Source organism: Polaromonas sp. P1_F8 (assembly GCF_056405635.1).
The window spans coordinates 1,502,581-1,525,954 of record NZ_JBFUBS010000001.1; the positions used below are offsets into that span (position 1 = coordinate 1,502,581).

General features: G+C 63.3%; 21 protein-coding genes and 1 pseudogene. 10 read left to right on the forward strand and 12 right to left on the reverse strand.

What is annotated here, in order from left to right; genetic code table 11:
* Nucleotides 1-18: 18 nt before the first annotated feature.
* From AC1D1J_RS07125 to AC1D1J_RS07135, 3 genes are read left to right on the forward strand one after another with little or no spacing between them, the layout of a single operon-like run.
* Complete coding sequence (locus AC1D1J_RS07125; RefSeq protein WP_477689171.1) at nucleotides 19-618, forward strand: c-type cytochrome; 600 nt, start codon at nucleotides 19-21, stop codon at nucleotides 616-618.
* A 35-nt stretch (nucleotides 619-653) separates the two neighbouring features.
* Nucleotides 654-1,286 (forward strand): SCO family protein, encoded by a 633-nt coding sequence (locus AC1D1J_RS07130; protein WP_477694257.1) that lies wholly within the window; start codon nucleotides 654-656, stop codon nucleotides 1,284-1,286.
* Complete coding sequence (locus tag AC1D1J_RS07135; RefSeq protein ID WP_477694258.1) at nucleotides 1,283-1,909, forward strand: hypothetical protein; 627 nt, start codon at nucleotides 1,283-1,285, stop codon at nucleotides 1,907-1,909. The genes AC1D1J_RS07130 and AC1D1J_RS07135 overlap by 4 nt, the downstream gene beginning before the upstream one ends.
* Before the next feature lie 26 nt (nucleotides 1,910-1,935).
* Here the strand turns inward: AC1D1J_RS07135 and AC1D1J_RS07140 are convergent, their stop codons facing one another.
* The 6 genes from AC1D1J_RS07140 to AC1D1J_RS07165 all read right to left on the reverse strand — a co-directional run bounded on the left by AC1D1J_RS07140 (nucleotide 1,936) and on the right by AC1D1J_RS07165 (nucleotide 8,130).
* Entirely contained in the window at nucleotides 1,936-2,868 is a 933-nt protein-coding gene (locus AC1D1J_RS07140) for a hypothetical protein (protein WP_477694259.1), read from the reverse strand.
* A 120-nt stretch (nucleotides 2,869-2,988) separates the two neighbouring features.
* A complete protein-coding gene (rtcA, locus tag AC1D1J_RS07145; RefSeq protein WP_477688372.1) occupies nucleotides 2,989-4,047 on the reverse strand; it encodes an RNA 3'-terminal phosphate cyclase in 1,059 nt (352 codons plus the stop codon).
* 16 nt (nucleotides 4,048-4,063) lie between these two features.
* Nucleotides 4,064-4,705: a hypothetical protein gene (locus AC1D1J_RS07150; RefSeq protein ID WP_477694260.1), complete on the reverse strand. Its 642-nt coding sequence runs from the start codon at nucleotides 4,703-4,705 to the stop codon at nucleotides 4,064-4,066.
* Nucleotides 4,692-5,924, reverse strand: a complete 1,233-nt coding sequence (locus AC1D1J_RS07155; RefSeq protein WP_477694261.1) for an RtcB family protein — start codon at nucleotides 5,922-5,924, stop codon at nucleotides 4,692-4,694. The genes AC1D1J_RS07150 and AC1D1J_RS07155 overlap by 14 nt, the downstream gene beginning before the upstream one ends.
* Nucleotides 5,925-5,964: 40 nt before the next feature.
* Nucleotides 5,965-6,768, reverse strand: a complete 804-nt coding sequence (locus tag AC1D1J_RS07160) for a hypothetical protein (protein ID WP_477694262.1) — start codon at nucleotides 6,766-6,768, stop codon at nucleotides 5,965-5,967.
* Nucleotides 6,769-6,978: 210 nt separating this feature from the next.
* Nucleotides 6,979-8,130 carry a slipin family protein gene (locus AC1D1J_RS07165; protein ID WP_477688377.1) on the reverse strand — a complete coding sequence of 384 codons (1,152 nt, stop codon included), beginning with the start codon at nucleotides 8,128-8,130 and terminating at the stop codon, nucleotides 6,979-6,981.
* A gap of 749 nt (nucleotides 8,131-8,879) precedes the next feature.
* On the opposite strand from AC1D1J_RS07165, the pseudogene rtcR reads away from it, so the two are divergent.
* Nucleotides 8,880-10,391, forward strand: a pseudogene (rtcR, locus tag AC1D1J_RS07170) (RNA repair transcriptional activator RtcR); the annotation flags it as partial.
* Between the two features lie 103 nt (nucleotides 10,392-10,494).
* Here rtcR and AC1D1J_RS07175 read toward each other — a convergent pair.
* Complete coding sequence (locus AC1D1J_RS07175; RefSeq protein WP_477694263.1) at nucleotides 10,495-11,106, reverse strand: helix-turn-helix domain-containing protein; 612 nt, start codon at nucleotides 11,104-11,106, stop codon at nucleotides 10,495-10,497.
* A gap of 75 nt (nucleotides 11,107-11,181) precedes the next feature.
* On the opposite strand from AC1D1J_RS07175, the gene AC1D1J_RS07180 reads away from it, so the two are divergent.
* The 3 genes from AC1D1J_RS07180 to AC1D1J_RS07190 all read left to right on the forward strand — a co-directional run bounded on the left by AC1D1J_RS07180 (nucleotide 11,182) and on the right by AC1D1J_RS07190 (nucleotide 15,206).
* Nucleotides 11,182-12,315, forward strand: coding sequence for an NAD(P)/FAD-dependent oxidoreductase (locus tag AC1D1J_RS07180; RefSeq protein ID WP_477694264.1), 1,134 nt, complete (start codon nucleotides 11,182-11,184; stop codon nucleotides 12,313-12,315).
* Between the two features lie 85 nt (nucleotides 12,316-12,400).
* Entirely contained in the window at nucleotides 12,401-13,399 is a 999-nt protein-coding gene (locus AC1D1J_RS07185) for a Bug family tripartite tricarboxylate transporter substrate binding protein (RefSeq protein WP_477694265.1), read from the forward strand.
* A gap of 289 nt (nucleotides 13,400-13,688) precedes the next feature.
* On the forward strand, nucleotides 13,689-15,206 hold the full coding sequence (locus tag AC1D1J_RS07190) for an amidase (RefSeq protein ID WP_477694266.1): 1,518 nt from the start codon (nucleotides 13,689-13,691) through the stop codon (nucleotides 15,204-15,206).
* 64 nt (nucleotides 15,207-15,270) lie between these two features.
* Here the strand turns inward: AC1D1J_RS07190 and AC1D1J_RS07195 are convergent, their stop codons facing one another.
* The gene (locus tag AC1D1J_RS07195) at nucleotides 15,271-16,629 is read right to left on the reverse strand and encodes a glycerate kinase type-2 family protein (protein ID WP_477694267.1); all 1,359 of its coding nucleotides are present in this window, start codon (nucleotides 16,627-16,629) and stop codon (nucleotides 15,271-15,273) included.
* Between the two features lie 127 nt (nucleotides 16,630-16,756).
* Between AC1D1J_RS07195 and AC1D1J_RS07200 the strand changes: the two genes are divergently transcribed.
* Nucleotides 16,757-17,092, forward strand: a complete 336-nt coding sequence (locus tag AC1D1J_RS07200; protein WP_477694268.1) for a DMT family transporter — start codon at nucleotides 16,757-16,759, stop codon at nucleotides 17,090-17,092.
* Nucleotides 17,093-17,181: 89 nt separating this feature from the next.
* Here AC1D1J_RS07200 and AC1D1J_RS07205 read toward each other — a convergent pair whose 3' ends face one another.
* Together AC1D1J_RS07205 and AC1D1J_RS07210 are read right to left on the reverse strand one after the other, a co-directional pair.
* Nucleotides 17,182-18,162, reverse strand: coding sequence for a tripartite tricarboxylate transporter substrate binding protein (locus AC1D1J_RS07205; protein WP_477665499.1), 981 nt, complete (start codon nucleotides 18,160-18,162; stop codon nucleotides 17,182-17,184).
* A 79-nt stretch (nucleotides 18,163-18,241) separates the two neighbouring features.
* Nucleotides 18,242-19,330 carry a tartrate dehydrogenase gene (locus AC1D1J_RS07210; RefSeq protein ID WP_457279828.1) on the reverse strand — a complete coding sequence of 363 codons (1,089 nt, stop codon included), beginning with the start codon at nucleotides 19,328-19,330 and terminating at the stop codon, nucleotides 18,242-18,244.
* A gap of 101 nt (nucleotides 19,331-19,431) precedes the next feature.
* On the opposite strand from AC1D1J_RS07210, the gene AC1D1J_RS07215 reads away from it, so the two are divergent.
* Nucleotides 19,432-20,367: a LysR family transcriptional regulator gene (locus AC1D1J_RS07215; RefSeq protein ID WP_477694269.1), complete on the forward strand. Its 936-nt coding sequence runs from the start codon at nucleotides 19,432-19,434 to the stop codon at nucleotides 20,365-20,367.
* 12 nt (nucleotides 20,368-20,379) lie between these two features.
* Here AC1D1J_RS07215 and AC1D1J_RS07220 read toward each other — a convergent pair whose 3' ends face one another.
* A complete protein-coding gene (locus AC1D1J_RS07220) occupies nucleotides 20,380-21,609 on the reverse strand; it encodes a urate hydroxylase PuuD (RefSeq protein WP_477694270.1) in 1,230 nt (409 codons plus the stop codon).
* Between the two features lie 202 nt (nucleotides 21,610-21,811).
* Nucleotides 21,812-22,648: a xanthine dehydrogenase accessory protein XdhC gene (gene xdhC, locus AC1D1J_RS07225; protein ID WP_477694271.1), complete on the reverse strand. Its 837-nt coding sequence runs from the start codon at nucleotides 22,646-22,648 to the stop codon at nucleotides 21,812-21,814.
* Between the two features lie 170 nt (nucleotides 22,649-22,818).
* Here xdhC and AC1D1J_RS07230 point away from each other — a divergent pair, with 170 nt between their 5' ends.
* Nucleotides 22,819-23,334: a hypothetical protein gene (locus AC1D1J_RS07230; protein ID WP_477688388.1), complete on the forward strand. Its 516-nt coding sequence runs from the start codon at nucleotides 22,819-22,821 to the stop codon at nucleotides 23,332-23,334.
* Nucleotides 23,335-23,374 lie beyond the last annotated feature (40 nt).

Genomic DNA, 23,374 nt, shown 5'->3' on the forward strand with positions numbered 1-23,374 from the left:
GCCACACAAGGTCATCCCATGTTGAACGACAAGACATCTGAAAGCCGGGCCCAGGAGCGGGAACAGGCGGAGCCCTCTGAAAAGAGTCAGCCCATCCCGCTGATCTTCCTGGTCGGGGCATTGGCCCTGGTGCTGTGGGGCGCGGGCTACATCGTGCTGTCCGGCTCTTTCGGCCGCGCCGACCTGGGGGACAAGCGCACCCTGGCGGACCTCTCGGGCCCCGCACCAGGCGCTGCGGCCAACGGCAAACAGCTGTTCACCGCCAACTGCGTGGCCTGCCACCAGGCCACCGGCAAAGGGCTGCCCGGGGTGTTTCCACCGCTGGACGGCTCCGAATGGGTCACCGGCGACGAGCGCACCGTGGCCAACATCCTGCTGCACGGCGTCACGGGCGAGATCACCGTCATGGGCAACACCTTCAAGGGCGCCATGCCGGCGTTCGCGCAGCTCAGCGATGCCGAACTGGCCGCGGTGGCAAGCTACGTCCGCGCCGAATGGTCCAACAAGGCGGGTGCGATCAAGCCCGAGCTGTTTGAAGCCGAACGCAAGGCCGGCACGCGCACCACACCGTTCAACGGCGCCGCCGAGCTCAAGGCGCTGGCGGCCAAAAGCTCCTGAGCTGAAGGGGCAGCAAGCGTGGTGGGCCAGCCCTGATGCTTCGCACCGCCCTGCTCAGCGTCATGCTGGCCCTGGCAGGTTATGCCGCTGCCGCGTGGCTGACGCACGACTTTCAGGTCTGGACCGCCGAGGGCGCCCGTCGGCTCGAAGTTGCGCTGCGACCTGTCGCAACCCCCGCAGTCAACGTCGATGGGCCCGGCATCGCCCCTCAGGCACTGTCGCAGCATCTCGCCGACGGGCAGTCCGTCACGCTGGTGGATTTCATCTACACACGTTGCCAGACCGTCTGCCTGGCGATGGGCAGCAGCTTCCAGCAAATGCAGCAGATATTGCAGGCGAGGCAGGAGCGCGGCGGCAGGGTCAAGCTGCTGTCAATCAGCTTCGATGGGCGTCACGACAGCCTCGCCGTGCTGCAGGCCTATGCAGCGCGATTGAGCGCCGACCCGGCGCTATGGCGCTTTGTGCGTGTGCAGGACCCGCGGGACACCCAGCGCCTGCTGGCCGATTTCCAGGTCGTGGTGGTTCCTGATGGCCGCGGCGATTTTGAACACAACGCGGCGCTGCTGGTCATCGATCAGAAAGGCCGGCTGGTTCGCATTTTTGACTACGCGGAACAGCAGCTCGCGCTCGACTATGCGCAGCACCTTGCGCAGGCGGCTCCGCCATGAAGAGGCTGGCGCCTCCCTCGCGCGGCACCCTGGCGGTTATGGCTGTCGCCCTGCTTTGCCTGCTGGCCTTGCCCGGCCTGCGGCATGGGCTGGAAGCCAGCATGACACTTCATATGCTGGTGCAGTATCCCCTGCTGGCGCTCGCCGGCTATCTGCTCGCCGCAGCACTGCCGGGACGCTGGCTGGCACGCCTGGGGCTGTGGAACGCCCACGGCATCAGCGGTTTGTTTGCAGCCGCGATGATGCTCGCGATCCTGATGATCCCCCGCGTACTGGACCTGGCGCTGGTGGACAGCCGCATCGAAATCCTGAAATGCCTGGCCCTGCTGGCCTGCGGCGCCGCCGTGCGCCTGTCCTGGCAAGCGGCGGGCCTGCTGGTGCAGGGTTTCTTTCTGGGCAATGTGCTGCCGATGATGGCGGTCGTGGGCAACCTGTATGAAACTTCGCCGGTACGGGTCTGCAACGCCTACCTGCTGGACGACCAGGCCCGGCTGGGGCAGATGCTGGTCTGGATTGCAGCGGCGATTGCCGGTGCATGGTTCGCCTGGCTGGTCCGTGCCTTGATGCAAAGAGACGCTGCCATGCTGCCTGACGATGCAGCAACGAAACCCACGGCACGCTGACACCACTCATGTCGCCGGGGCGCCACTCACATGGCAAGGTTCAGATCCACCTCCACGCCTGCCCGCTTCATTTCACGTGCCAGCAGCAGCCGCCACAGGCCTGCCTCGTCGATCGAAATGCTTGTGGCGCCCTTCAGGACATCCGGCAAGGCGTCGTCTTCGGACAGCAAGCAGGCTATGCGGTTGCGGCCAAGTGCGGCCAGCATGAATCCAATGGCCAGCATGGCCGCGGGCGCATCGGACTTGTTGCCCGGCAGGAGCAGCAAAAATGCCACATTGCGCAGCCCCTCCAGCTGATCAATGGAGACGGCGTCGAGGATTGCCGCCTCCAGGCCCAGCTGCTCCACGAACTCGCACGCATCGCCTACGGCATCACCGCCCAGGCCCAGGATAGCCACGCGGGTACCGGACACGGCTTGCGGCGCGGTGGCGGAAGAGGAAGGGAGATCGGTCTTGGACATGGGCATCCTCGGTGGAATGGAAGGTGAAGGTGTGGAAATCTGCTCCGGCTCCGGCTCCGGTGCTGGTGCTGGTGGGGGCGGCGGCACTGGTTTCGCCTCCGCAACCGGCTCAACTATCGGCGCCGCAGTGCCATTGAGGTAGTCGCTCAGCAGCTTCTTGGCCGCATTCACACGCATGATGGCCAGATCGATCCCCTGCCTGACTTTTTGCTGGCGTTCGTCTTCCGTGAAGCGGTCGCCGAAAGTCTTGTCCAGCAGAAAATCCTGTATCGCGACGGCAAACTGCCGGTATTCGGGCGTGCCCACCCCAAAGCTGTCGGCCAGGGTGGTGTTGACTTTCTTTTGCAGGGACTCCACGCTCGAATCCCAGCCGGTTTGCGTCACCGATATTTTGAAGGCCCGCAGAATCTTGATCTGCCGGTTGACCTTTTCGATCGCGTTCTCGACCTGGGCTCTATCGAGGGCGCCGGATGGTAGTGTATTTTTGCCGTTGGACATGCGGGTTCCTCATGCGACCAGCCCATACTGTAAGGCTTCTCTGGTCCCGGACTCAACACCAGCAACGTCCCGCAGCTTTCCATACTGGCATGCATCGGCCAGGAATGACCCGGCCATTCATCACATCTGCAGCGAAATCACCGTTCCGCCACCGCATGGCTCGCATGAGAACTTCACAGGCAGGAAGGCTTCGATGGTCCGCGCATTGGTGCGGGTGTGCTCGGTCAGCTCCGTCGCCCAATAGCGACCCATCCGTCCCTGCAGGCCCGCCAGTGCCAGGGGAATCATCAGCTGGTCCGCCAGGTGCGGGCCTACCGGCGCCTCGTGTGCCTGGTAATCCTTCACTTCCTGCAGCACACGGCGGGCAACCTGCTCGGCACTCACGCTCTTTTCGCCATAGGCCGCAAAGACCTCGGTGATGTGCTCATAGCGCAGGACAGCCAGTAGCGCATTGCCTGGCCCTTCGTTACTGCGCAGCCCGCGGTCGCGCAGGCAGCCTTCTTCCCAACCCAGCCCCTTGCGCAGCACGTCCAGCTCACGCTCAGCCACGCCTCTGGGCAGGCCAGCGTGCAGGCATTCGGCATAAGCCTCCAGCAACGCGCCGCGCTCCATGAGGTGAATGGCCGAAAAGCCCTGCGCGGGCGGGTTCAGGCGCACGCGCGCCTCCCCGCCTCCCGCCGGGTAGAAACCGTGGCGGCGCAGTTCAATGTCAAACAGCGCCTCGCCGCTGCCGGCGAAATAAGGCGCCAGCGCGGTCAGAAAGGAACACGACGGCGCCATTGGGTTGTGCGTGCCGCCGCTGAGCAGCAGCGTCGAAGCCGCCTTGGCCTGGAGCAGCGGCCACAGCACGGTTTGCAGCACCAGCATGCAGCTGCCCGCCGAGCCGACCGCAAACTCGTAGTCGCCCGCGCACACCTCACCGGGCGTGAACAGCAACGTGGTTTCGCCAATCTGCACGGCCTGGCCGGTAGCATTGACGGCAGAAGTCTGGTCCACACCGCCGCCCACAGCCACAGCCGCGTTCACGCAAGCCAGGTGCTGGCGCATCAAGCCGGGCTTGGGCCGCTTCGCACGGATGTTGTTCATGCGAAACGGCTTGCCCGTCACCAAGCTGAGGGCCAGCGCGGTGCGTAATATCTGCCCGCCGCCTTCGCCTTGCGAGCCATCGAGTTCAATCATTTTTCTTCTTCTTTCATCAGTCAGTGGCGCTGGCGGCCAGGACACCCAGTGTCCGGGTAACGGGATTCCAAATGGTCAGGCACCAGATGCCCCACCACTCTTTTCCGGCTTCAAAATAGTTACTCCATTCGCTGCGCGATGGCTCAAGGTCGGGGTCACCAACCCAGTCGATCACCTCAGGAAGATGGTCAGGTATCAAACCCAAAATTTGACACCACTGGTCAAACAGCGCCTTCGCGTCAGCATCTTTCATGAAACCGTAGGGTGGGTCACTAAAACTCAAAAACAAACAAGACGCACCGGCTGGATGCGCCGCGCAGGAAAAGAGGTCCCGTACTTTTTCCACCGGCAAAATTTCCGGACTCGCAGCGGCACAGTCGTAGTCGAGCTGATGAAAATTCGACGCACTAAATTGCGGAAATTTTTTGATGGCCTCCTGGTGGTTTACCAACCATTGCTCCCGTACGTCCGCGAACAGCAGCTCCAGCGCGCACCGATGCAGCGCCGCAGAAGGATCAATGCCTTTCTCCAGCGTGTAAACAGCAAAATCAAATACGCAACCAGCTTCGGCAAGTTTTTCCCGAAGCGCCGTCAGGGCAGGACCGGACAATGCCTGCAGAGCCTTGTCCTTTTGACCCCCTCCCTCATCCTTTGACACAAACCACCTGCTTGAGCGTGTAAACCACTTCCACCAGGTCGCTCTGCGCCAGCATCACGGCATCGATGTCCTTGTAGGCCATCGGAATCTCGTCGATCACGTCGGCGTCCTTGCGGCACTCAACACCTTCGGTGGCCTTGATCTGGTCGTCCACCGTGAACTGCTTCTTGGCCTGGGTGCGGCTCATGGTGCGACCCGCCCCGTGGCTGCAACTCATGAAGCTGTCAGGGTTGCCCTTGCCGCGCACGATGAAGCTCTTGGCGCCCATGCTGCCGGGAATGATCCCGAGCTCTCCCGCCTTGGCGCTCACGGCGCCCTTGCGGGTCACAAACACTTCCTGCCCAAAGTGCGTTTCTTTCTGCACATAGTTGTGGTGGCAGTTCACCGCCTCCAGGTGCGTCTCAAACGGCTTGCTGATCACCTTGCGCAGCGCGCCGATGGCGGCCTGCATCATCACCTCGCGGTTCAGGCGCGCGAACTTCTGCGCCCAGCCCACGCCGCGCACATAGTCGCCAAAGTACTGCGAACCTTCTTCAAGGTAAGCCAGGTCTTTGTCCGGCAGGTTGCGCTGATGCAGCTCGGCGTCTTTCTTCGCGAGCTCGATGAAGTGCGTGCCGATGGCGTTACCCACCCCGCGCGAACCGCTGTGCAGCATGATCCACACCCCGCCGCTTTCGTCGAGGCAGACTTCGACAAAGTGGTTGCCACCGCCCAGCGTTCCCATGTGGCGGTGGTTGTTGGTGTTCTTCAGGCGCGGGTAGTCCAGGCAGATGGCCTCGAATTCATCGACCAGTTGCCCCCAGGCCGCATCAGCCGCGCTGGGTGGGTTCGTCCAGGCACCCACCTCGCGCACCGAACCGTTCCTACGGTAGGTCTTGGGCGCCGAGCCGTGCGGCACGGCCTTCTCGATCTCCGTGCGTAGCGGGCCCAGGTTGTCGGGCAGGTCTTCGGCGCGCAGCGTGGTCTTGCAGGCCATCATGCCGCAGCCGATATCCACACCGACCGCGGCCGGAATGATCGCCTTGAAGGTCGGGATCACGCTGCCGATGGTCGCGCCCAGGCCGTAGTGCACGTCGGGCATTACCGCGACGTGCTTGAACACAATGGGCAGGCGTGCGGAATTCTCCAGCTGCTTGAGTGCCTGCGCTTCCACCGGCACACCGTTGGTCCACATTTTTACCGGCACACCGCCGGTGACTTCGTGTTGTTGGTAGTTCATTGTTTTTCTTCTTTCTCGATTTTTGTTCGTTATTCTGAATTCATTGCACCATACCGTCCGCGGCGGCACGGGCGTAATTCACCAGTTCGGCGTCGTTAGCCACGGTGGTGATAAAGCGCGCAATGCGCTGGTCGATAGCTTCCTTGCGTTGTAGGTCATGCACCGTGTGGCCAATTCCGTGCAATGCGGATCTTTGTACTTCGCGAAAGGGCATATCCAGCATTTCGCACAACACATGCCACACGGCGTCGCGCCACTCCGGAATGTGTTTTGCATTCCAAAAAGTCGGCCACACGTCAAACCACATATGGCACACAAAGTCCAGGCGAGTGACGCCGCTGGCATCTTCCGTTGCCTCTGCAGGGTCCAGTCGCGGTCCTATGCAGTCCCTCCACAAGGAAGGAAAGGCCCGCATCATCTGCATGGCGTCGGCCAGAGGTACCGAAGGGTCGTTTGCCATATGTGGAATATTTCCCGCGTTGTTGCTCATCACATGGTTAAGGCCCATGCCCACTTGTTGGTTGCTATACGGAACCAGGTCGGCACCCGCATTGGCAAACAGCACGGTCTGGATGCGCGTCCACTCCAGTGGTGTGGCGGCAAACTCGGGCTCATCGATATTCCAGTACCACTCTTGCTCGTTTGCCGAAGGTACAGGCCGGTCAAAAAGATAGCGCAAAGCCGCCGCGTACAGCACGGGGTCCAGGCCAACGGTCTCCGCGGTCAGCACCGCAGATTCCTTTGCCTGTCGCTTTTCTTTGGGAGTCAATTTTCGATTTTTCATGATCTCTATTTTCAATGGTGGACGCGGCGGGATTCGAACCCGCATCAATACGGCGACCACGGTGTTTGACGCCTGTGGCCCAGCTGACGGTTGGAAACGCGCGCCAGTGACAGACCCGTCATCGGAGCCAGCACCTGCATCCTCAACCTTGCCCGTCAACCGGCTTTCCCGCCGCACCCGGTGTTACCCGGCCTGCCGGCAATATCAACATTTTTGGCAGTGGCGCTCCCTTCTGTGCCAGCGCGCCCTTTATCCTCTTTTCAATAACGCTCAACGCAGCTTCACAAGCCCGTTGAGCACTTGGTCCAGACCTCCGAATACGGAGATCTTGTCGATGCGTTCGGCCACACGCTCCAGCGTCTCCAGCTCCTTCATGCGCAGGACAATCGGGTTGTCTTCCATGATCTTGGCCGTGTTGAGCAGCGAGCGCGTTGCCGCGGTTTCTTCACGACGGCGAATCGCGTTGGCCTGGGCCGCCTTCTCGGCCTCCACAACTTGCGACAAGATGGTTTTCATCTCACCGGGCAGGATGATGTCTTTCACACCCAGGCTTTCCAGCTTCAGGCCGGCGCCCGCCAGCCGTTCACGGGTGTGCCCGGCAATGATCTCGTCCAGCGCGGCCTTGTTCTCCAGCAGCTCGTCGAGCGTGCGGGTCCCTACGGCCGCGCGCAGGCCCAGTTGCAGTTCGCGGTAGATCTGTTCGGACGGCTTGCCCCACTGGGCAAAGGCCTTCAGCAGATCGTCATAACGCCAGGTAGCCGACAGGTTCAGGCGCAGGCTCACCTTGTCGCGGGTGAGGATTTCCTGCCCGCTGACTTCCAGCGCCTGCGAACGCAGGTCAATGCATTCGACTTCGACCTTGCGGCCGTAGCGCCAGAAGCCATACGCACCGGCGCCGAGCAACCCGGTCACCTTGCCGTCCAGCGTCAGCACACCGGCGTGAAAGTCGGGCACCTGCACCAGCAGCACGCCCTCCAGGCCCTTCACCGGGCGCTGGCGCAATTGCGTTTGGCCCAGTGTGGCCACGAGGCCGGCGGGCAGCTTTTCGCTGTTCGCCACGCCCTGGTCGATATCGACCACGTCGATACGGATGTCGTTCAGGCCCTTCCAGTAGAGCTTGCGGGTTGCGGGCGCCAGCACTTCGACCAGCAAGCCGTTCTCATAGCGCAGGCCTGCCTGCGAATCCGACAGCGCAGCCAGCACAAACTCTTGCGCCACCACCGCCGGCTCTTTGGCCATGAAGTAGTCAGCAAGGCCGTGCGTGAAAGCCGCCTGCTCCATGGCGAACGTTTCCACCCGGACCTGGTCGGCGCCGGCATACACCCAGTGTTTACCGGGCTGCAGCACGCGCTCGAAATCGCCGTTGCGCAGCAACAGGCCGCGTTCGTTTTTCTTGATCTTGTATTGCTTTATTCCAAACATTTTCTTCTCCGTTTTCTTTTTCGTTTTCTTCGTTGTTCTTTTTCATTCAACAAAAACATAGTCCGCATCAGCAACAGCCGCGGACTCGGGGTGCAGGCACTTTCAGGTGAGGGGCCTGGCCATGAGATCTCTCGATGTCACGTCCGGCGTCTTCACTGTCCGGTGTCGCAGTACCTTCGCACTGGCAACTGTTGCCGGTGGGTGCTGGCCCTGCACACTGCCGCGGTTTCCCGTTGCAGCCTGCATCCACTTTTCCCACTCGCGGCACGTTCTACTAACTTCCAAGTAAGCTGATTTTTTACGTCAGCGTTAGGCGGGATTCGAACCCGCGACAGTCGCGTTAAAAACACGGTGCTCTACCTTCTGAGCTACAGAATTTAGGCATCAGGAATCGAACCTGTCGGGGCGGCTCCTCTACCTGAGCCGCCCCTTGACCACATGCCTTGGTGCCAGCGCATTCGTTGCCGCGGCATACAGGAGACCTAGGGCAACCCGGGCCTTCCTGCACCAGCGGGGCCCGGTTTCCCGGAAACCCCTGCTTGTGAGCGAACAACTTTCTCATCTGACACCTTCTTTATTGCAGGCAACGTGCCAGGCTTGCGCGGCTCGCTGGTCGCGCTTAAAAGATTGTTGATTTCATTAATTATTTTCCCTCTATAGAGCAGTTAACAGGTCAACTTTCCTTCTTTAAATTTCGCCATACTTAGCTTTAAAGCTAGTACATTAGAAATATGAAGAGAAAAGTGGTGATGGGTTTCCTGGGTACCCAACTGGATTCAGGCCTGAGTGCTTCGCGTTGGGAGAAATGGCGACCGACGGTGTCGATCGCACAGCATGAGGACCTGATCGTCGACAGGCTGGAGTTGATGCACGACGTGCGCAACAAGGCGCTGGCCGAACGCGTGCGCGATGACGTGATTCAGCTCTCGCCCGGCACCGAGGTTCGCCTGGTCGAGATGAATCTGGCCAACCCCTGGGATTTCGGCGAGGTCTATGGCGCGCTGTATGACTGGATGCGCGCCTACGCCTTCGACACCGAGCGCGAAGAGTACTGGGCGCACATCACCACCGGCACCCATGTAGCACAGATCTGCCTGTTCCTGCTGGTCGAGGCGCGCTTCATTCCCGGCGTTCTGTTGCAGACGGCGCCGCCCAGGGGGCGGCAAGGCCAGGGTGTGGGCAGCTATGAACTGATTGACCTGGATCTCTCGCGGTATGACGCGATCAACACGCGGCTTGCGGTGGCGCAGCAAGATGCAGTGTCCTTTCTCAAAAGCGGCATCGCCACACGCAACCCCCGCTTCAACAAGTTGATCGAGGAAATCGAACACATCGCCATCCAGAGCAAGGCGCCCATCCTGCTGACCGGACCGACCGGCGCGGGCAAGTCGATGCTGGCGCGGCGCATCTTCGAGCTCAAAAAGTCACGCCACCAGGTCAGCGGCAGCTTTGTCGACGTGAACTGCGCGACGCTGCACGGCGACGGTGCGGGCTCCACGCTGTTCGGCCACAAGAAAGGGGCGTTCACCGGGGCGGCCAATGACCGTCCCGGCCTGCTGCGCACCGCCGACAAGGGCGTGCTGTTTCTTGACGAGATTGGCGAGCTGGGCCTGGACGAGCAGGCCATGCTGCTCAAGGCCGTGGAAGAAAAGCGCTTCCTGCCCGTAGGCGCCGACAAAGAAGTCGAAAGCAGCTTCCAGCTGATCGCCGGCACCAACAAGGACTTGCGTCTGGAAGTGGCCCGCGGGCGCTTCCGCGAGGACCTTTTTGCGCGTATCAATCTGTGGACTTACACCCTGCCCGGCCTCAGCCAGCGCCGGGAGGATATCGAGCCCAACATGGACCACCAACTCATGCTCGCCTCCGAAGATCTGGGCAGGAAAACCCGCATGACCGCCGAAGCCCGCGCAGCCTACCTGCGATTTGCACAATCGGGCGAGGCCATCTGGGCCGGCAATTTTCGCGACTTGAGCGCATCCATCACCCGCCTTGCCACGTTGGGCGACAACGGCCGCATCGGCGCGAGCCTGGTGGAGGCCGAGATCGCGCGGCTACGCTGGCAATGGCAGGCCACCGAACAGGAAGCCAGCGGCGGCGCTGCCTCACTCACCGAATTAATGGGAGACGCCGCGGACACACTTGACTATTTTGAACAGCTGCAGCTTCAAGCCGTGATTGAGGTCTGCCGCAAAAGCGCCTCGCTCAGCGACGCCGGGCGGGCACTCTTCAATGTATCGCGCACCCAGCGCAGCGTGGTGAACGATGCGGACCGGTTGCGCAAATATCTGCTGAAATTTGACCTGACCTGGGAGAAGCTGTCGACCTGAACCCGGGTACAGACCCGAGACACAAGGCCAGGCAGCCCTATTCGCTCATCACCACCAGCACCTGCGCATCGCTGCGGCCCAGTGAAAGGTAGATGTGGCCCACGCCGCTGTCGAAATAGGCCGACTCATGGCGCCCCACTTCGATGACTTCACCGGTCTCGAACTCGATGCGCACGCGGCCCGACAGCACAATCACGAACTCCTGCCCTGCGTGGCGGATGAAATCGGGGAACTGGCTGCGGCTGCGCGCCACAATGCGGCCGTGCATCGGCGTCATGCGCTTGCCCGGAAAACCCGCGGCCAGCGCGCCGTAGTCATAGTTGCCCGAGCTGTAGGCCGGCGCACCGCCTGCTTCGGACCACACCACCACGGGCGTCGCCGCGCCCGGCGGAGGCGCCGCGGCCCGCGCGTCCAGCAGTTGCCCCACGTCCAGCGACAGCGCCCGCGCCACGGCGGCCAGCTTTTCATAGCTGACCGAAATCTGGCCCAGCTCCATCTTGGATAGCGTGGACAGCGCGACGCCGGAACGGCCGGACAGGTCCTTGAGCGTCAGCCGCCGCACCTTGCGGTGCCCGCGCAGGCTCAGGCCGAGCCGCACCCGGTCCGCCTCGGGGGGGGCGGCAGGGTTGCGGGCGGGGCGTGCAGGCATGGTGTTTTCCCTTTTTTCGAAAAATCCCGGTAAATGGGCTGGACAGGCACGATTCTCGCATGTGAGAATTCTCAAATGAGAGAATTTGACATCCTGATCTTCGGCGCCGGCATTGCGGGCGCATCTTTGGCCTGGCGCCTGGCCGGGCAACGCAGCGTTGCGCTCGTCGAACGTGAATCCCAGCCGGGGTTTCACTCCACCGGCCGGTCAGCAGCCATGTTCATGGAAACCTATGGCCCGCCCATGGTGCGGGCGCTGACGCGTGCCAGCCGCGGGTTTTACGAACGGCCGCCGGAAGGGTTTCACCCGGCGCTGATACAGCCCCGGGGCGTGCTTTACCTTGCCACGCACGGCCAGGAAGAAGAACTGGCGCACACCCGCCAGGAACTGTCCGCAAGCTGCCCCGGCCTGGTGACGCTGGACGCCGGCACCACGCTGGCCCATGTGCCCTGCTTGCGGCCCGATGTGGTGCACGGCGCGCTGTACGACGCAGGTGCGCAGGACATGGATGTGCATGCACTGCATCAGGGCTTTCTGCGCGGCTTTCGCCAGAAGGCCGGTACCGACGGAGAGCTGCGAACCGCCGCCACACTGACACAGGCCACGCATGACGGACAGCGCTGGACCCTGCAATTCAGCGACGGCGAGACGCTGCGCGCCAAAACCGTGGTGAATGCCGCAGGCGCCTGGGCTGACGAGCTGGCCGCCATGTTTGGCGCACAGCCCATCGGCCTGGTGCCGCACCGGCGCAGCGCCTTTACCTTCAAGGCGCCCGAGGGCATGGACGCCTCACACTGGCCCGCCGTGGTGGGTGTGGATGAAAGCTACTACTTCAAGCCCGATGCCGGGCAGCTGCTAGGCTCGCCCGCCAATGCGGATCCGACGGTTCCGCACGACGTGGTTCCTGAAGAGCTGGACATTGCCATGGGTATCCACCAGATCGAAAGCGTGTCGACACTGACGATCCGCCGCCCTTCCAGTACATGGGCCGGCCTGCGCTCTTTTGTACCCGACGGGGAAATGGTGATTGGCCATGACAACGCCTGCCCCGGTTTTTTCTGGCTCGCGGCGCAGGGCGGCTACGGCATCCAGAGCGCGGCAGGTGCAAGTGCGCTGGCCGATGCGCTGATCCGCCAGGCGGCGCTGCCTGAAGAGCTGCACCAGCAAGGCGTTGATGCGTCCAGGCTGTCACCTGCTCGGTTGCGTTAATCCTGCGGCCACCTTTCAGAATCGCCCCTTCCCCACACTCCCGCATCCCCACTTCCGATTGATCCAATCTTCAACGAGGCCTACCATGCAACACATGTCCTTTAAAGCAATGCGCCGCACGCTGATCGCCAGCGCCTTCTTTTCCTGCGGGCTTGCCGCCATGGTTGGACCCGCCCATGCCGCCGATTTTCCTGAGCGTCCGGTGACGCTGGTCGCGCCCTTCCCTGCCGGCGGCGCGGCCGACGTGCTGGCGCGCATCCTTGGCAAAGCCCTGGGTGACCAGTTGGGCCAGCCCGTGGTGGTTGAAAACAAGCCGGGCGCCGGCACCGCCATAGGCGCCGCCGCAGTGGCCAACGCCAAGCCCGATGGCTACACCCTGCTCGTGAGCTCCAACTCCACCTTCACGCTGAACCCGGCGCTGCAACCCAAGCTGTCTTATGACCCGGCCAAGGGCTTTGAGGCGATAGGCATGGTGGGCTCGGTGGCGCTGGCCATGCTGGTGAACCCGTCGGTCACGGCCACCGACGTGCACCAGTTCGTCGCGGCGGCCAAGGCCAATCCGGACAAATACCTGTACGGCAGCTTCGGCAACGGCACCAGTTCCAACTTCGCCGGCGCGATGTTCAATACGGCCACGGGCCTGAAGATGACGCATGTGCCCTACAAAGGCTCCGGCCCCCTGATGACCGATCTGATCGGCGGCCAAATCCCGGTGTCTTTCGACACCGTGGTCGCCGCATCGCAGCAACTCAAGTCCGGCAAGATCCGCGTGCTGGCCGTGGCCATGAACAAGCGCTCGGCCCTGCTGCCGAATGTGCCGACCATGGCCGAGGCCGGCTACCCGGCCGTCGACATGAACGCCTGGCTGGCCGTGGTGGCGCCCAAGGGCTTGCCGGCGCCCGTCAAGGCACGGCTGGAAAAGGCCCTGGCCACGGTGATGGCCAGCACCGAAACACTGGACAAGCTCAAGGCCGCCGGCTTCGAACCCGGCTATACCGCGGTTCCCGACTGGTCCGGCTTGGTGACGGCCGAGATCGCGCGCATGAAGGCGCTGGCCGAACGCTCCCAGATCAAAACAGATTAGTCATGACGGCCCCCACGCTCGCCACTTCGTGTGCTTCGCTGCCCCCCCCGAGGGGGCGCGTTCCGCCTTGGGGCGGCCCGGCGGCGAGACCTGGCCCCCACGCTCGCCACTTCGTGTGCTTCGCTGCCCCCCCGAGGGGGCGCGTTCCGCCTTGGGGCGGCCCGGCGGCGAGACCTGGCCCCCACGCTCGCCACTTCGTGTGCTTCGCTGCCCCCCCGAGGGGGCGCGTTCCGCCTTGGGGCGGCCCGGCGGCGGAACATGACCATTTCCTTCGACACAAGACATTGATATGCACTCCACCCTTCCAGACATCTCCGCCGTTGAACTCCGCAGCCTGATCGCCAGCCGCGAGGTATCGCCGGTGGAGCTGATGGACGCCTGCATAGACCGCATCGAACGCCTCAACCCCGCCATTAACGCGATCTGCGCGACCGACTTCACGCGCGCGTGCGAGGGTGCACGCGAAGCCGAAGCGCAAGTGATGCGCGGCGGGCCGCTGGGCCCTTTGCACGGACTGCCGCTGGGGGTGAAGGATCTGCAGGACACCGCGGGCCTGCTCACCACCTACGGCAACATAGGACTTCGCGGCAACGTGCCGGCCAAAGACAACGCGCTGGTGGCCAAACTGCGCGGGGCCGGCGCCATCGTCACGGCCAAGACCAATGTGCCCGACATGGGCGCCGGCGCCAACTCACGCAACCCGGTGTGGGGCGCGACGGGCAACCCGTTCAACCCCACGCTCAATGCCGGCGGCTCTTCCGGCGGTTCGGCTGCGGCGCTGGCAGCCGGCATGCTGCCGATCTGCACCGGCTCCGACACCGGGGGCTCGCTGCGTATCCCGGCTTCGCTCTGCGGTGTGGTCGGCCTGCGGCCTTCGCCCGGACTGGTGGCCAACGACGCCCGGCCGCTGGGCTGGTCTGTCATCTCCGTGCTGGGGCCGATGGGGCGCAACGTGGCCGATACGGCGCTGCTCTTTGCCGCCAGCGTGGGCGCGAACGCACGCGACCCGCTTTCCTACCCGGTGGATGCCTCCACGTTCTGGCCCTTGAAGCAGGTGGACCTTTCCACCTTGCGTGTGGGCACCACGGAAGACTTTGGCATGTGCATCGTGGACCCGGAAATCCGGCGCGTGTTCCGCCAGCGCGTGGAAGCCGTCCGGCCGCTGGTAGCGAGCTGCGAGCCGATAGACCTTGAATTGGGCGATGCCGACCGCGCCTTTGACACGCTGCGCGCAGAAAGTTTTGTAGCGGCATTCGCCGACACCTACCGCAACGCTCCCGAAACCCTGGGCCCGAATGTACGCGCCAACATGGAAATCGCGGCCGCCATCACGCTGGCGGACCGCGCCTGGGCGCACCTGGAACAAACACGCATTTCACGCCGCTTTGCCAAAGCTTTCGAGCAATACGACATCATCCTGGCGCCCGTCACGCCGGTCACGCCCTTTCCCTGGACGGAGCTGTATGCCGGCAACATCGACGGCCAGGCCATGCGCAACTACTACCACTGGCTGGGCCTGACCTATGTGGTGACCCTGGCCACCAACCCGGCGCTCGCGCTGCCCTGCGGCAAAGACGAACACGGCATGCCCTTCGGACTGCAGGTGATTGGACGGCTGCACGCCGATGCGCAACTGCTGGCCGCATGCCAGGCGCTGGAACAGGTCTTTGAAGCCAGCGATACCTTGCGCAGGCCGCAACCCGATTTGCAAACTTTGCAGACGGCACGGCCGGAACTCAAATCCATCGTCACGCATCCGCCCGAGATCAGCGCGGCGCCCGGCACGGGTGGTTTGACGGCAGTGTGAGGATTCTTTTGCCTGTTTTATGTACCAAACAGGCCCGCAGCGCAGGCAGAACCTGCGCGAGCAGCTACAAAATCAATAGCGCCCGGAAGTCATTGACGTTGGTATGTGTGGGCCCGGGAATGACCAGACCGCCCAGTGGTTCGAAATAGCCGTAGGCGTCGTTGCGGTCCAGGTACTGGTCCAGCTTCATGCCTTTGGCCAGTGCGTACTGCAGTGTGTCGGGCGCTACATAGGCACCCGCGTTGTCTTCCACACCGTCGATGCCGTCGGTGTCAGCCGCCAGTGCATACACACCCGGCTGGCCCTGCAGGGCCAAGGCCAGGCCCATGCAGAATTCGCCGGCACGGCCTCCGCGGCCGCGCGGCGTGCCTTCTGCTTGCTTGCGAACGGTCACTGTGGTTTCCCCGCCGCTCAGGATCACGCAGGGCTTGCTGAAGGGCTGCCCCTTCAATGCGACGGCGCGGGCCAGCGCCGCATGCACCTTGCCGACCTCGCGGGATTCGCCTTCCATCTCGTCACTCAGGATGTGCGCCTGCAGGCCGGCTGCGCGCGCTACTGCGGCGGCGGCCTCCAGGCTTTGCTGCGGCGTGGCAATCATGTGCACCTCATGGCGTTGGAAGACCGCATCGCCCGGCTTGGGTGTTTCGAGTGCGCCCTGCTCCAGCAGGCTCATGATGGCGCCGGGCACTTCAATGCCGTAGCGCTGCAGGATGGCCACCGCCTCGGCGCAACTGGTGGCGTCGGGCACCGTCGGGCCGCTGGCGATGATGGACGGATCGTCTCCCGGCACGTCGCTGATGGTCAGCGTCACCACACGCGCCGGCGCGCAGGCTGCGGCCAGGCGGCCGCCCTTGATGCGCGAGAGATGTTTGCGCACGCAGTTCATCTCGGAAATATTGGCGCCGCTGTTGAGCAGTGCCTTGTTGATGCGCTGCTTGTCTTCCAGCGTCAGGCCTTCAGCGGGCAGGGTCAGCAACGCCGAGCCGCCCCCCGAGATCAGGCACAGCACCAGGTCGTTTTTGCCCAGCCCCTGCACCATGGCCAGGATGCGCTGTGCAGCGTCCAGCCCTGCCGCATCCGGCACCGGGTGCGCGGCTTCGACAATCGCGATGCGCTGTTTCAGTCCCTCGGGGCGCGGCGGGATGTGGTGGTAGCGGGTCACGACCAGGCCTTCAAGCGGTGCGTCAGCGGGCCACAGTGCCTCCACCGCCTGCGCCATGGAACCGCCGGCCTTGCCCGCACCGATCACGATGGTGCGGCCGCCGCTTTCGGGGGTGGGCGGTTTGGGCAGGTAGCGTGCGGTGTTCTCAAGCGGCAGCGCGCGCGCAACGGCGGCGGCGTACAGGTGCTCGAGGAACTGGCGCGGCTGGGTGGCGGCGTCCGGGATGGGCGTGCCGGGGGTAGGTGTCTTGGCTGCAGTCATTGAAATGTCTCCACCCCGGATTGTGCCGTGGTAATCGGGCAGTAACCCGGCACGGCTGGGGGATTTGCGTGGCGGCGCCCGGCAGGGCTTGCCTAGAATGCCCCATCACCACCCAAGAAGAAACAGCATGAACGGTTACCTCGCCCTGGGCATCGCCATCGTTGCCGAAGTCATTGCCACCACGGCACTCAAGTCCAGCGACAGTTTCACGCGCCTGGTGCCCTCGTTGATCAGCATCGCGGGTTATGGCACCGCACTGTATCTCCTCACGGTGACGATGAAGTCCATCCCCACCGGCGTGACCTACGCAATCTGGTCGGGCCTGGGCATTGTGCTGATCAGCATCACCAGTTTCTTCGTTCACCAGCAGAAAATTGACCTCTGGGGCATGGTGGGGATGGCGCTCATCATTGCCGGCGTGGTGGTGTTGAACCTTCTTTCCAACACCACCAGCCTCCACTGACGCCCCGGTCTTGCGGCCCTGACAGGACTTTCATCTCACGGCAAAGATCCGACATTGGAGTTGAAGCCATAACCGACCGGCGCCGGGAGCTACTTTTTCCCCAGGCCCAGGCGCTTCGCACCTTCGGTGTAGATACGGATGCGCTCCTTCATGAAGCCGTCCATCTGGTCCAGGCCCACGCTGACGAGTTCAAAGCCATTTTTGGCGGCGAGTTCCTTCATCTCGGGGTCGTTGTTCAGCACGGCCCACATGTCGGACAAGCGCCTGCGCGCCTCCAGCGGGGTGGATTTGGGCACGCCAATGCCGCGGTAGGCGCCGTCCACCCAGTCCACACCGAGCTCCCTGAAGGTGGGCACGTCGGGCATCATCGGGTGGCGTTTTTCCATGGCGACTGCCAGCGGGCGCACCCTGCCCTTGTTGCCGATGGCAAACGGCGTGTAGGTCATCGCACCGTCGACCTGCGAGCCGATCACGGCCATCGACATGTCGCCCGTACCCTTGTAGGGCACGTAGGTGCTCTTGACGCCGAAGGCAGCGTTGAGCCGCTCATGCGCCGCATGGTTGGCGGAGTTCAGCCCCGAGCCGCCCAGGTTCAGCTTGCCGGGGTCTTTTTTGGCTGCGGCGATGAAGTCTGCAAACGTTTTGATCGGGCTTTTCTCGGGCACCACCAGCACGTCGGGGGTGTAGTGAAACCAGAACACCGGCACGATGTCGGCAGTCTTGTACTGCACCTCGCCCTCGATGGGCTGGAACACGATGTGCGGCAGGTTGATGCCCACTACATTGAGGCCGTCGCCCGGCAGGCTGTTCATCTGGCCCCACATCAGGCCGCCGCCGGCGCCCGCCTTGTACTGGATGATGGTGTCGACGGCCGGGCATTTTTTCTTGAGCACGACCTGCTGGTGGCGCGCCGACAGGTCCGACTCACCACCCGGTGGAAAGGCCTGCCAGTACAGCACGTTCCTGTCGGGGCACACCACACCCGCTGCGGGTGCGGCAGTCTGCGCCATCGCGGCGGGCACTGCGACCATGCAGAAAATGCCTATCCACTTTTTCACTTCAACTTTCATGGTGTGTCTCCTGAATGTTTCTGAAGCGGAAAACTCGCCGTCATGCGTAGCCTGGTTGCACCGGCTTTCACTGAAAGGCTCAAGCGGCCTGCAGTTGCCGCTGCCTGCCGACCTCTGCACAGACGGCCTCGGTGACCTGCGCCGTGGTAGCGCTTCCGCCCAGGTCGCGCGTATGCAGGGCGGCGTTCGCGGTCGCCTTTTCAATCGCCGCCATCAACACCGCGGCCGCACCGGTTTCGCCCAGGTGCTCCAGCAGCATGACACAACTCCAGAAAGTGCCAATAGGGTTCGCCAGGCCTTTTCCCATGATGTCGAAGGCCGAGCCGTGAATCGGCTCGAACATGCTCGGAAAGCGGCGCTCGGGGTCGATGTTGCCGGTCGGTGCAATGCCCAGGCTGCCAGCCAGTGCAGCGGCCAGGTCGCTCAGGATATCGGCGTGCAGGTTGGTGGCGACCACGGTGTCGAGCGATGCGGGGCGATTGACCATGCGGGCAGTGCAGGCGTCGACCAGTTCCTTGTCCCAGGTCACGTCCGGAAACTCCCGGCTGATCTGCAGCGCGATCTCGTCCCACATCACCATGGCATGGCGCTGGGCGTTGGACTTGGTAACCACGGTCAGCAGCTTGCGCGGGCGGGACTGGGCGAGCCTGAAGGCAAAGCGCATGATGCGTTCAACACCGGCGCGGGTCATCATCGACACATCAGTGGCCACTTCGATCGGGTGGCCCTGGTGGGCGCGCCCGCCCACACCCGAATATTCACCTTCAGAGTTCTCGCGCACGATCACCCAGTTGAGTTGCTCCGGTGTGCAGCGCTTGAGCGGCGCGTCAATGCCGGGCAGGATGCGCGTGGGCCGCACATTGGCGTACTGGTCAAAGCCCTGGCAGATTTTGAGGCGCAAGCCCCAGAGCGTGATGTGATCGGGGATGTGCGGGTCGCCGGCCGAGCCAAACAGGATGGCGTCTTTGTCGCGCAGCGCGTCCAGGCCATCCTCCGGCATCATCATGCCGTGCCGGCGGAAGTAGTCGCCGCCCCAATCAAAAGCACTGAAGCTGAAGGCGAAATTTTTTTGCGCGGCGGCCAGGGCTTGCAGCACCTGCTGGCCGGCCGGTATGACTTCCTTGCCAATGCCATCGCCGGGGATGCAGGCGATCTTGTAGGTCTTCATGTCGGTTCCTCAGTTTTCTCGGTTGTGATTTGCTCACTGTAGCGATTGGCACAGGCAATAAAACCTCTTAAAGTAAGATCACTGTTAACTGTAAGTTACGAATGAATCCGGTCAATACAGCCCCCTCGGAGATGGCTTTTTTCAGCCTGCTGGCGCGCTACGGCAGCCTGTCGGCCACGGCGCGCGAGCTCGGTGTCAGCACGGCAGCCATCAGCAAACGGCTCTCACAGATGGAGGCCAGGCTGGGGGTGCAGTTGCTGAGCCGCACCACGCGGCGCGCCAGTCTCACGCAGGAAGGCGAGATTTACCTCACGCACGCGCGCCGCATCCTCGCCGACATTGACGACATGGAGCAGCAGGTGTCCAGTGCCGTGGCGGCGCCCAAGGGCCTGCTGCGCGTGAACGCCACCATAGGCTTCGGCCGCAGCCATGTGGCGCCGCTGATCTCGCGTTTCGTGAAAGCCCATCCTGAGGTGGAAGTGCAGTTGCAGCTCACGGTCAATCCGCCGCCGCTGACTGAAGACGCCTTCGATGTTTGTGTCCGTTTCGGTGAACCGCCGGACGCCCGCGTGATTGCGCGGCTGATCGCGCCGAATCGCCGCCTGCTCTGCGCTTCACCGGCCTATCTGGCCCGCCACGGCACGCCCAGGGTGCCGCACGACCTGGCGCAGCACAACTGCATCGGCATACGCCAGGGCGACGAGGCCTACGGCATGTGGCGCCTGGCGTCCGGCAAGCACACACAGGCCATCAAGGTGCACGGCAACCTCAGCACCAGCGACGGCGAGATTGCGGTGAATTGGGCGCTCGACGGCCACGGCATTTTGATGCGCGCCGAATGGGACATCGCCAAATACCTGCGCAGCGGCAGGCTGGTGCAGGTGCTCGAGAACTACCGCACACCGGCAGCCGACATCCATGCGGTGTACCCGGCCCGCCACCAGCATTCGGTGCGGGTCAAGGCTTTTGTGGATTTCCTGGCCCAGCATTTCAGCAAGCCGTCCACACGCGCCGCAGGGCTCGCGGGCAACTGGTAAGGCTTGCCCGGCTTATTCGGTTTTGGCGCCCGCATCGAACCACTGCCTGATCACCTGCCGCTCGGCCTCGGTGATGCCCGTGGCATTGTTCATGGGCATCAGCCGCGTGACCACCGCCTGCTGGTAGACCTGCGTCGCATGGCTCTTCAATGCCTCGGGCGAATCAAGCCGCACGTTTTTCATCTGCACCTGCGCACCGTGGCACAGGTAGCAGCGCTGGGCCATGATGGCCCGCACTTGTTGAAAGCTGTTTTGGCCTGCAGCGCCCGCTGGTTGTGCGCCACCAGCTACTGAATTGATAGCGCCCACAGCGGCAGGAGGTTTCATCCAGACGATCACACAGGCGATGACAGCCACACCCACCAGCGCATACGGCAACGGGTGCCGGTTGCGGCCCAGCTTGTAGCCGTGGCGCAGCACAAAAAACTGGCGGATGGCGGCGCCGGCCAGCATCATCAGGATCAGCACCAGCCAGTTTTGCGGATGGCTCCAGGTAAAGCTGTAGTGGTTGCTGAGCATGGCGAACAGCACCGGCAGCGTGAAGTAGGTGTTGTGCACGCTGCGCTGTTTGCCGCGCTGGCCGTGCACCGCATCGACCGGCTCGCCGGCCTTGATAGCGGCCACGACCTTGCGCTGGCCGGGGATGATCCAGAAGAACACATTGGCGCTCATGGCGGTGGCCATCATGGCGCCCACCAGCAGGAAGGCCGCGCGCCCGGCGAACCAGTGGCAGGCCAGCCACGAGGCTGCGCACACCAGCACCGCGACCAACGCGCCGACGATGGCGTCTCCGTTTTTCTTGCGCCCGAACAGCTGGCAGATGCCGTCGTACAGCATCCAGAAAATTACAAAGAAGGACAGCGCCACCGCACCGGCCGCACCGGGCGACCAGTTCATCAGCGACTTGTCGACGAGGTAGGTGCCAGCGTTCCACAGATAGGAAATCGTGAACAGCGCAAAGCCCGACAGCCAGGTGCTGTAGCTTTCCCAGTAAAACCAGTGCAGGTGGGCCGGCAGCTGCGGCGGCTTGACGGCAAATTTGACGGGGTGGTAAAAACCGCCGCCGTGCACCGCCCAGAGCTCGCCGCTCACGCCCTGCTTTTTGAGGTCTTCATCCTCGGGCGGCGTGAGGCTGCTGTCGAGAAAGACAAAATAAAACGAGGAACCCACCCAGGCGATGGCGGTGATGACATGGACCCAGCGCAGTAGCAGGTTGGCCCAGTCGAGAAGGTAGTTTTCCATATCTCTCAACCTATGCAGCACGCGAGGGCGCTGCCTTGTGCAACCTGCTCACCACTGCGGGCGCTGTAAGCAGAAAACGTGGCCGCGAACAAAAGAAGCTGGCGCCAACTTGAAGTTAGCTCCGGCTTCCCGGCTCCGCTGCGGCCTGACGCGCCAAGTTTATAGAGTTTGGCTTCAGCTCCGAAAAATTTCTGCGCCGCGCTCAACCCGCGTTGATGGTTTGCAACAGCTGGGCCGCTACCGCCACGGCGATGACTTCTGGCTCCTTGCCGGTAATGCCGGGAACGCCGATGGGGCACGTCACTTGCGCCACCTCGCCCGCGGCGAAGCCTCGAGCCTCCAGGCGGTGGCGGAATGCCGCCCATTTGGTTTTGCTGCCGATCAAGCCGATGTAGGGTAGATCGGATTTCTCGCGCTGGCGCAGCAGGCAGGCGGCCACGATGTCCAGGTCTTCCGCATGGCTGAAGCTCATGATGAGCACGCGCGATTGCGGCGCCAGGCCATGCACGGCGGCTTGTACGGGATCGGAATGTTCGGCCACTACACGCGGCGGCACGGTGGCGGGGAACACCCCGTCGCGGCTGTCTATCCAGGTGAGTGAAAACGGCAAGGGCGCGAGCACCCGCACCAGCGCGTGGCCGACGTGGCCGCCGCCGAACAGCGCCACCGGCGTCAGCGCGGGCTGGCCCAGCCGCAAGGTCAGCGCCTGTGCGTCGCCCGCGTTGACGCATTCAAAGCGCAACGCCACCACGCCGCCGCAGCATTGGCCCAGCGACGGGCCCAGCGCTACGCGCAGCGTTGTCGCCTGACGCCCGGCGGCGTCACCCGCGAGCAGCGCACGCGCCCTGGCGATGGCGTCGTATTCCAGGTGGCCGCCGCCTATCGTGCCCACCAGCGCATCGGGAAAGACCGCCATCCAGGTTCCCGCCTCGCGCGGCACCGAGCCTTGCGTCTCTACAACCGCCACCAGCACCGCCGGCGCCGAGGCCAGGCGGGCCAGGAAGTCTTCAAGTTGCAGACTGGAGACACTGGAAACCATTGGTGACGACTTGACAGGTGGGTGGACAAAATATTGGGCAAAATGCCTTGAACGCCACCTTAGCACCACCTTGGCCCCTGGCAGCTACGGGGCGTGATAGCAGGTATACACAGAATCCAATGAGCCGGCCCTTCAAAAATCCGGCAAAGGCAAGCACGATGAGACAAGACATGTCCAACTCCACACCGCGCCGCTTCTGGCTGGTGGCCCTGCTTTCTGCAGCCGGTGCAGCCGTGGTGAGCGCCTGCAAGACCGCGCCGGAACCCGCAGCACCGACATCGAAGGCCCCGGAACCCTCTTCCCCGGTGATCGGGCCGATCGCGGGGCCGCAAGGTTCCGCCAGAAGTTCGGGGGCGTCCACACCGCGCGCCTATCGGGAAGACGGCGCCACGCACATCTACGGTCTCAATTCCGACCGTATCTACAAAGGCCGCATGCCACCGCTGCTGTATGCCGTGGGTGTGCTGAATGTGGAAATCGACAGGGTCGGCCGCGTCACCCGCCTGGACTGGATGCGCGCACCGCGCCATGCACCCGAAGTGATAGCGGAGATCGAACGCACCATCCAGCAGGCGTCCCCCTTCCCGGCGCCTACGCGCATGGGCAAGGTGGTCTACACCGACACCTGGCTTTGGCACAAGAGCGGCAAATTCCAGCTCGACACGCTGACCGAAGGACAAGACTAGCCCCACGGTGAATAGGACCCCCACGGTCGCTCACTGCGTG

Excerpts from the sequence above, each read along its gene's own strand:
- AC1D1J_RS07125 (WP_477689171.1), top strand. The coding sequence starts at position 19 with ATGTTGAACGACAAGACATCTGAAAGCCGGGCCCAGGAGCGGGAACAG.
- AC1D1J_RS07130 (WP_477694257.1), top strand. The coding sequence starts at position 654 with ATGCTTCGCACCGCCCTGCTCAGCGTCATGCTGGCCCTGGCAGGTTAT.
- AC1D1J_RS07135 (WP_477694258.1), top strand. The coding sequence starts at position 1,283 with ATGAAGAGGCTGGCGCCTCCCTCGCGCGGCACCCTGGCGGTTATGGCT.
- AC1D1J_RS07140 (WP_477694259.1), bottom strand. The coding sequence starts at position 2,868 with ATGTCCAACGGCAAAAATACACTACCATCCGGCGCCCTCGATAGAGCC.
- rtcA (WP_477688372.1), bottom strand. The coding sequence starts at position 4,047 with ATGATTGAACTCGATGGCTCGCAAGGCGAAGGCGGCGGGCAGATATTA.
- AC1D1J_RS07155 (WP_477694261.1), bottom strand. The coding sequence starts at position 5,924 with ATGAACTACCAACAACACGAAGTCACCGGCGGTGTGCCGGTAAAAATG.
- AC1D1J_RS07165 (WP_477688377.1), bottom strand. The coding sequence starts at position 8,130 with ATGTTTGGAATAAAGCAATACAAGATCAAGAAAAACGAACGCGGCCTG.
- AC1D1J_RS07175 (WP_477694263.1), bottom strand. The coding sequence starts at position 11,106 with ATGCCTGCACGCCCCGCCCGCAACCCTGCCGCCCCCCCCGAGGCGGAC.
- AC1D1J_RS07180 (WP_477694264.1), top strand. The coding sequence starts at position 11,182 with ATGAGAGAATTTGACATCCTGATCTTCGGCGCCGGCATTGCGGGCGCA.
- AC1D1J_RS07185 (WP_477694265.1), top strand. The coding sequence starts at position 12,401 with ATGCAACACATGTCCTTTAAAGCAATGCGCCGCACGCTGATCGCCAGC.
- AC1D1J_RS07190 (WP_477694266.1), top strand. The coding sequence starts at position 13,689 with ATGCACTCCACCCTTCCAGACATCTCCGCCGTTGAACTCCGCAGCCTG.
- AC1D1J_RS07195 (WP_477694267.1), bottom strand. The coding sequence starts at position 16,629 with ATGACTGCAGCCAAGACACCTACCCCCGGCACGCCCATCCCGGACGCC.
- AC1D1J_RS07200 (WP_477694268.1), top strand. The coding sequence starts at position 16,757 with ATGAACGGTTACCTCGCCCTGGGCATCGCCATCGTTGCCGAAGTCATT.
- AC1D1J_RS07205 (WP_477665499.1), bottom strand. The coding sequence starts at position 18,162 with ATGAAAGTTGAAGTGAAAAAGTGGATAGGCATTTTCTGCATGGTCGCA.
- AC1D1J_RS07210 (WP_457279828.1), bottom strand. The coding sequence starts at position 19,330 with ATGAAGACCTACAAGATCGCCTGCATCCCCGGCGATGGCATTGGCAAG.
- AC1D1J_RS07215 (WP_477694269.1), top strand. The coding sequence starts at position 19,432 with ATGAATCCGGTCAATACAGCCCCCTCGGAGATGGCTTTTTTCAGCCTG.
- AC1D1J_RS07220 (WP_477694270.1), bottom strand. The coding sequence starts at position 21,609 with ATGGAAAACTACCTTCTCGACTGGGCCAACCTGCTACTGCGCTGGGTC.
- xdhC (WP_477694271.1), bottom strand. The coding sequence starts at position 22,648 with ATGGTTTCCAGTGTCTCCAGTCTGCAACTTGAAGACTTCCTGGCCCGC.
- AC1D1J_RS07230 (WP_477688388.1), top strand. The coding sequence starts at position 22,819 with ATGTCCAACTCCACACCGCGCCGCTTCTGGCTGGTGGCCCTGCTTTCT.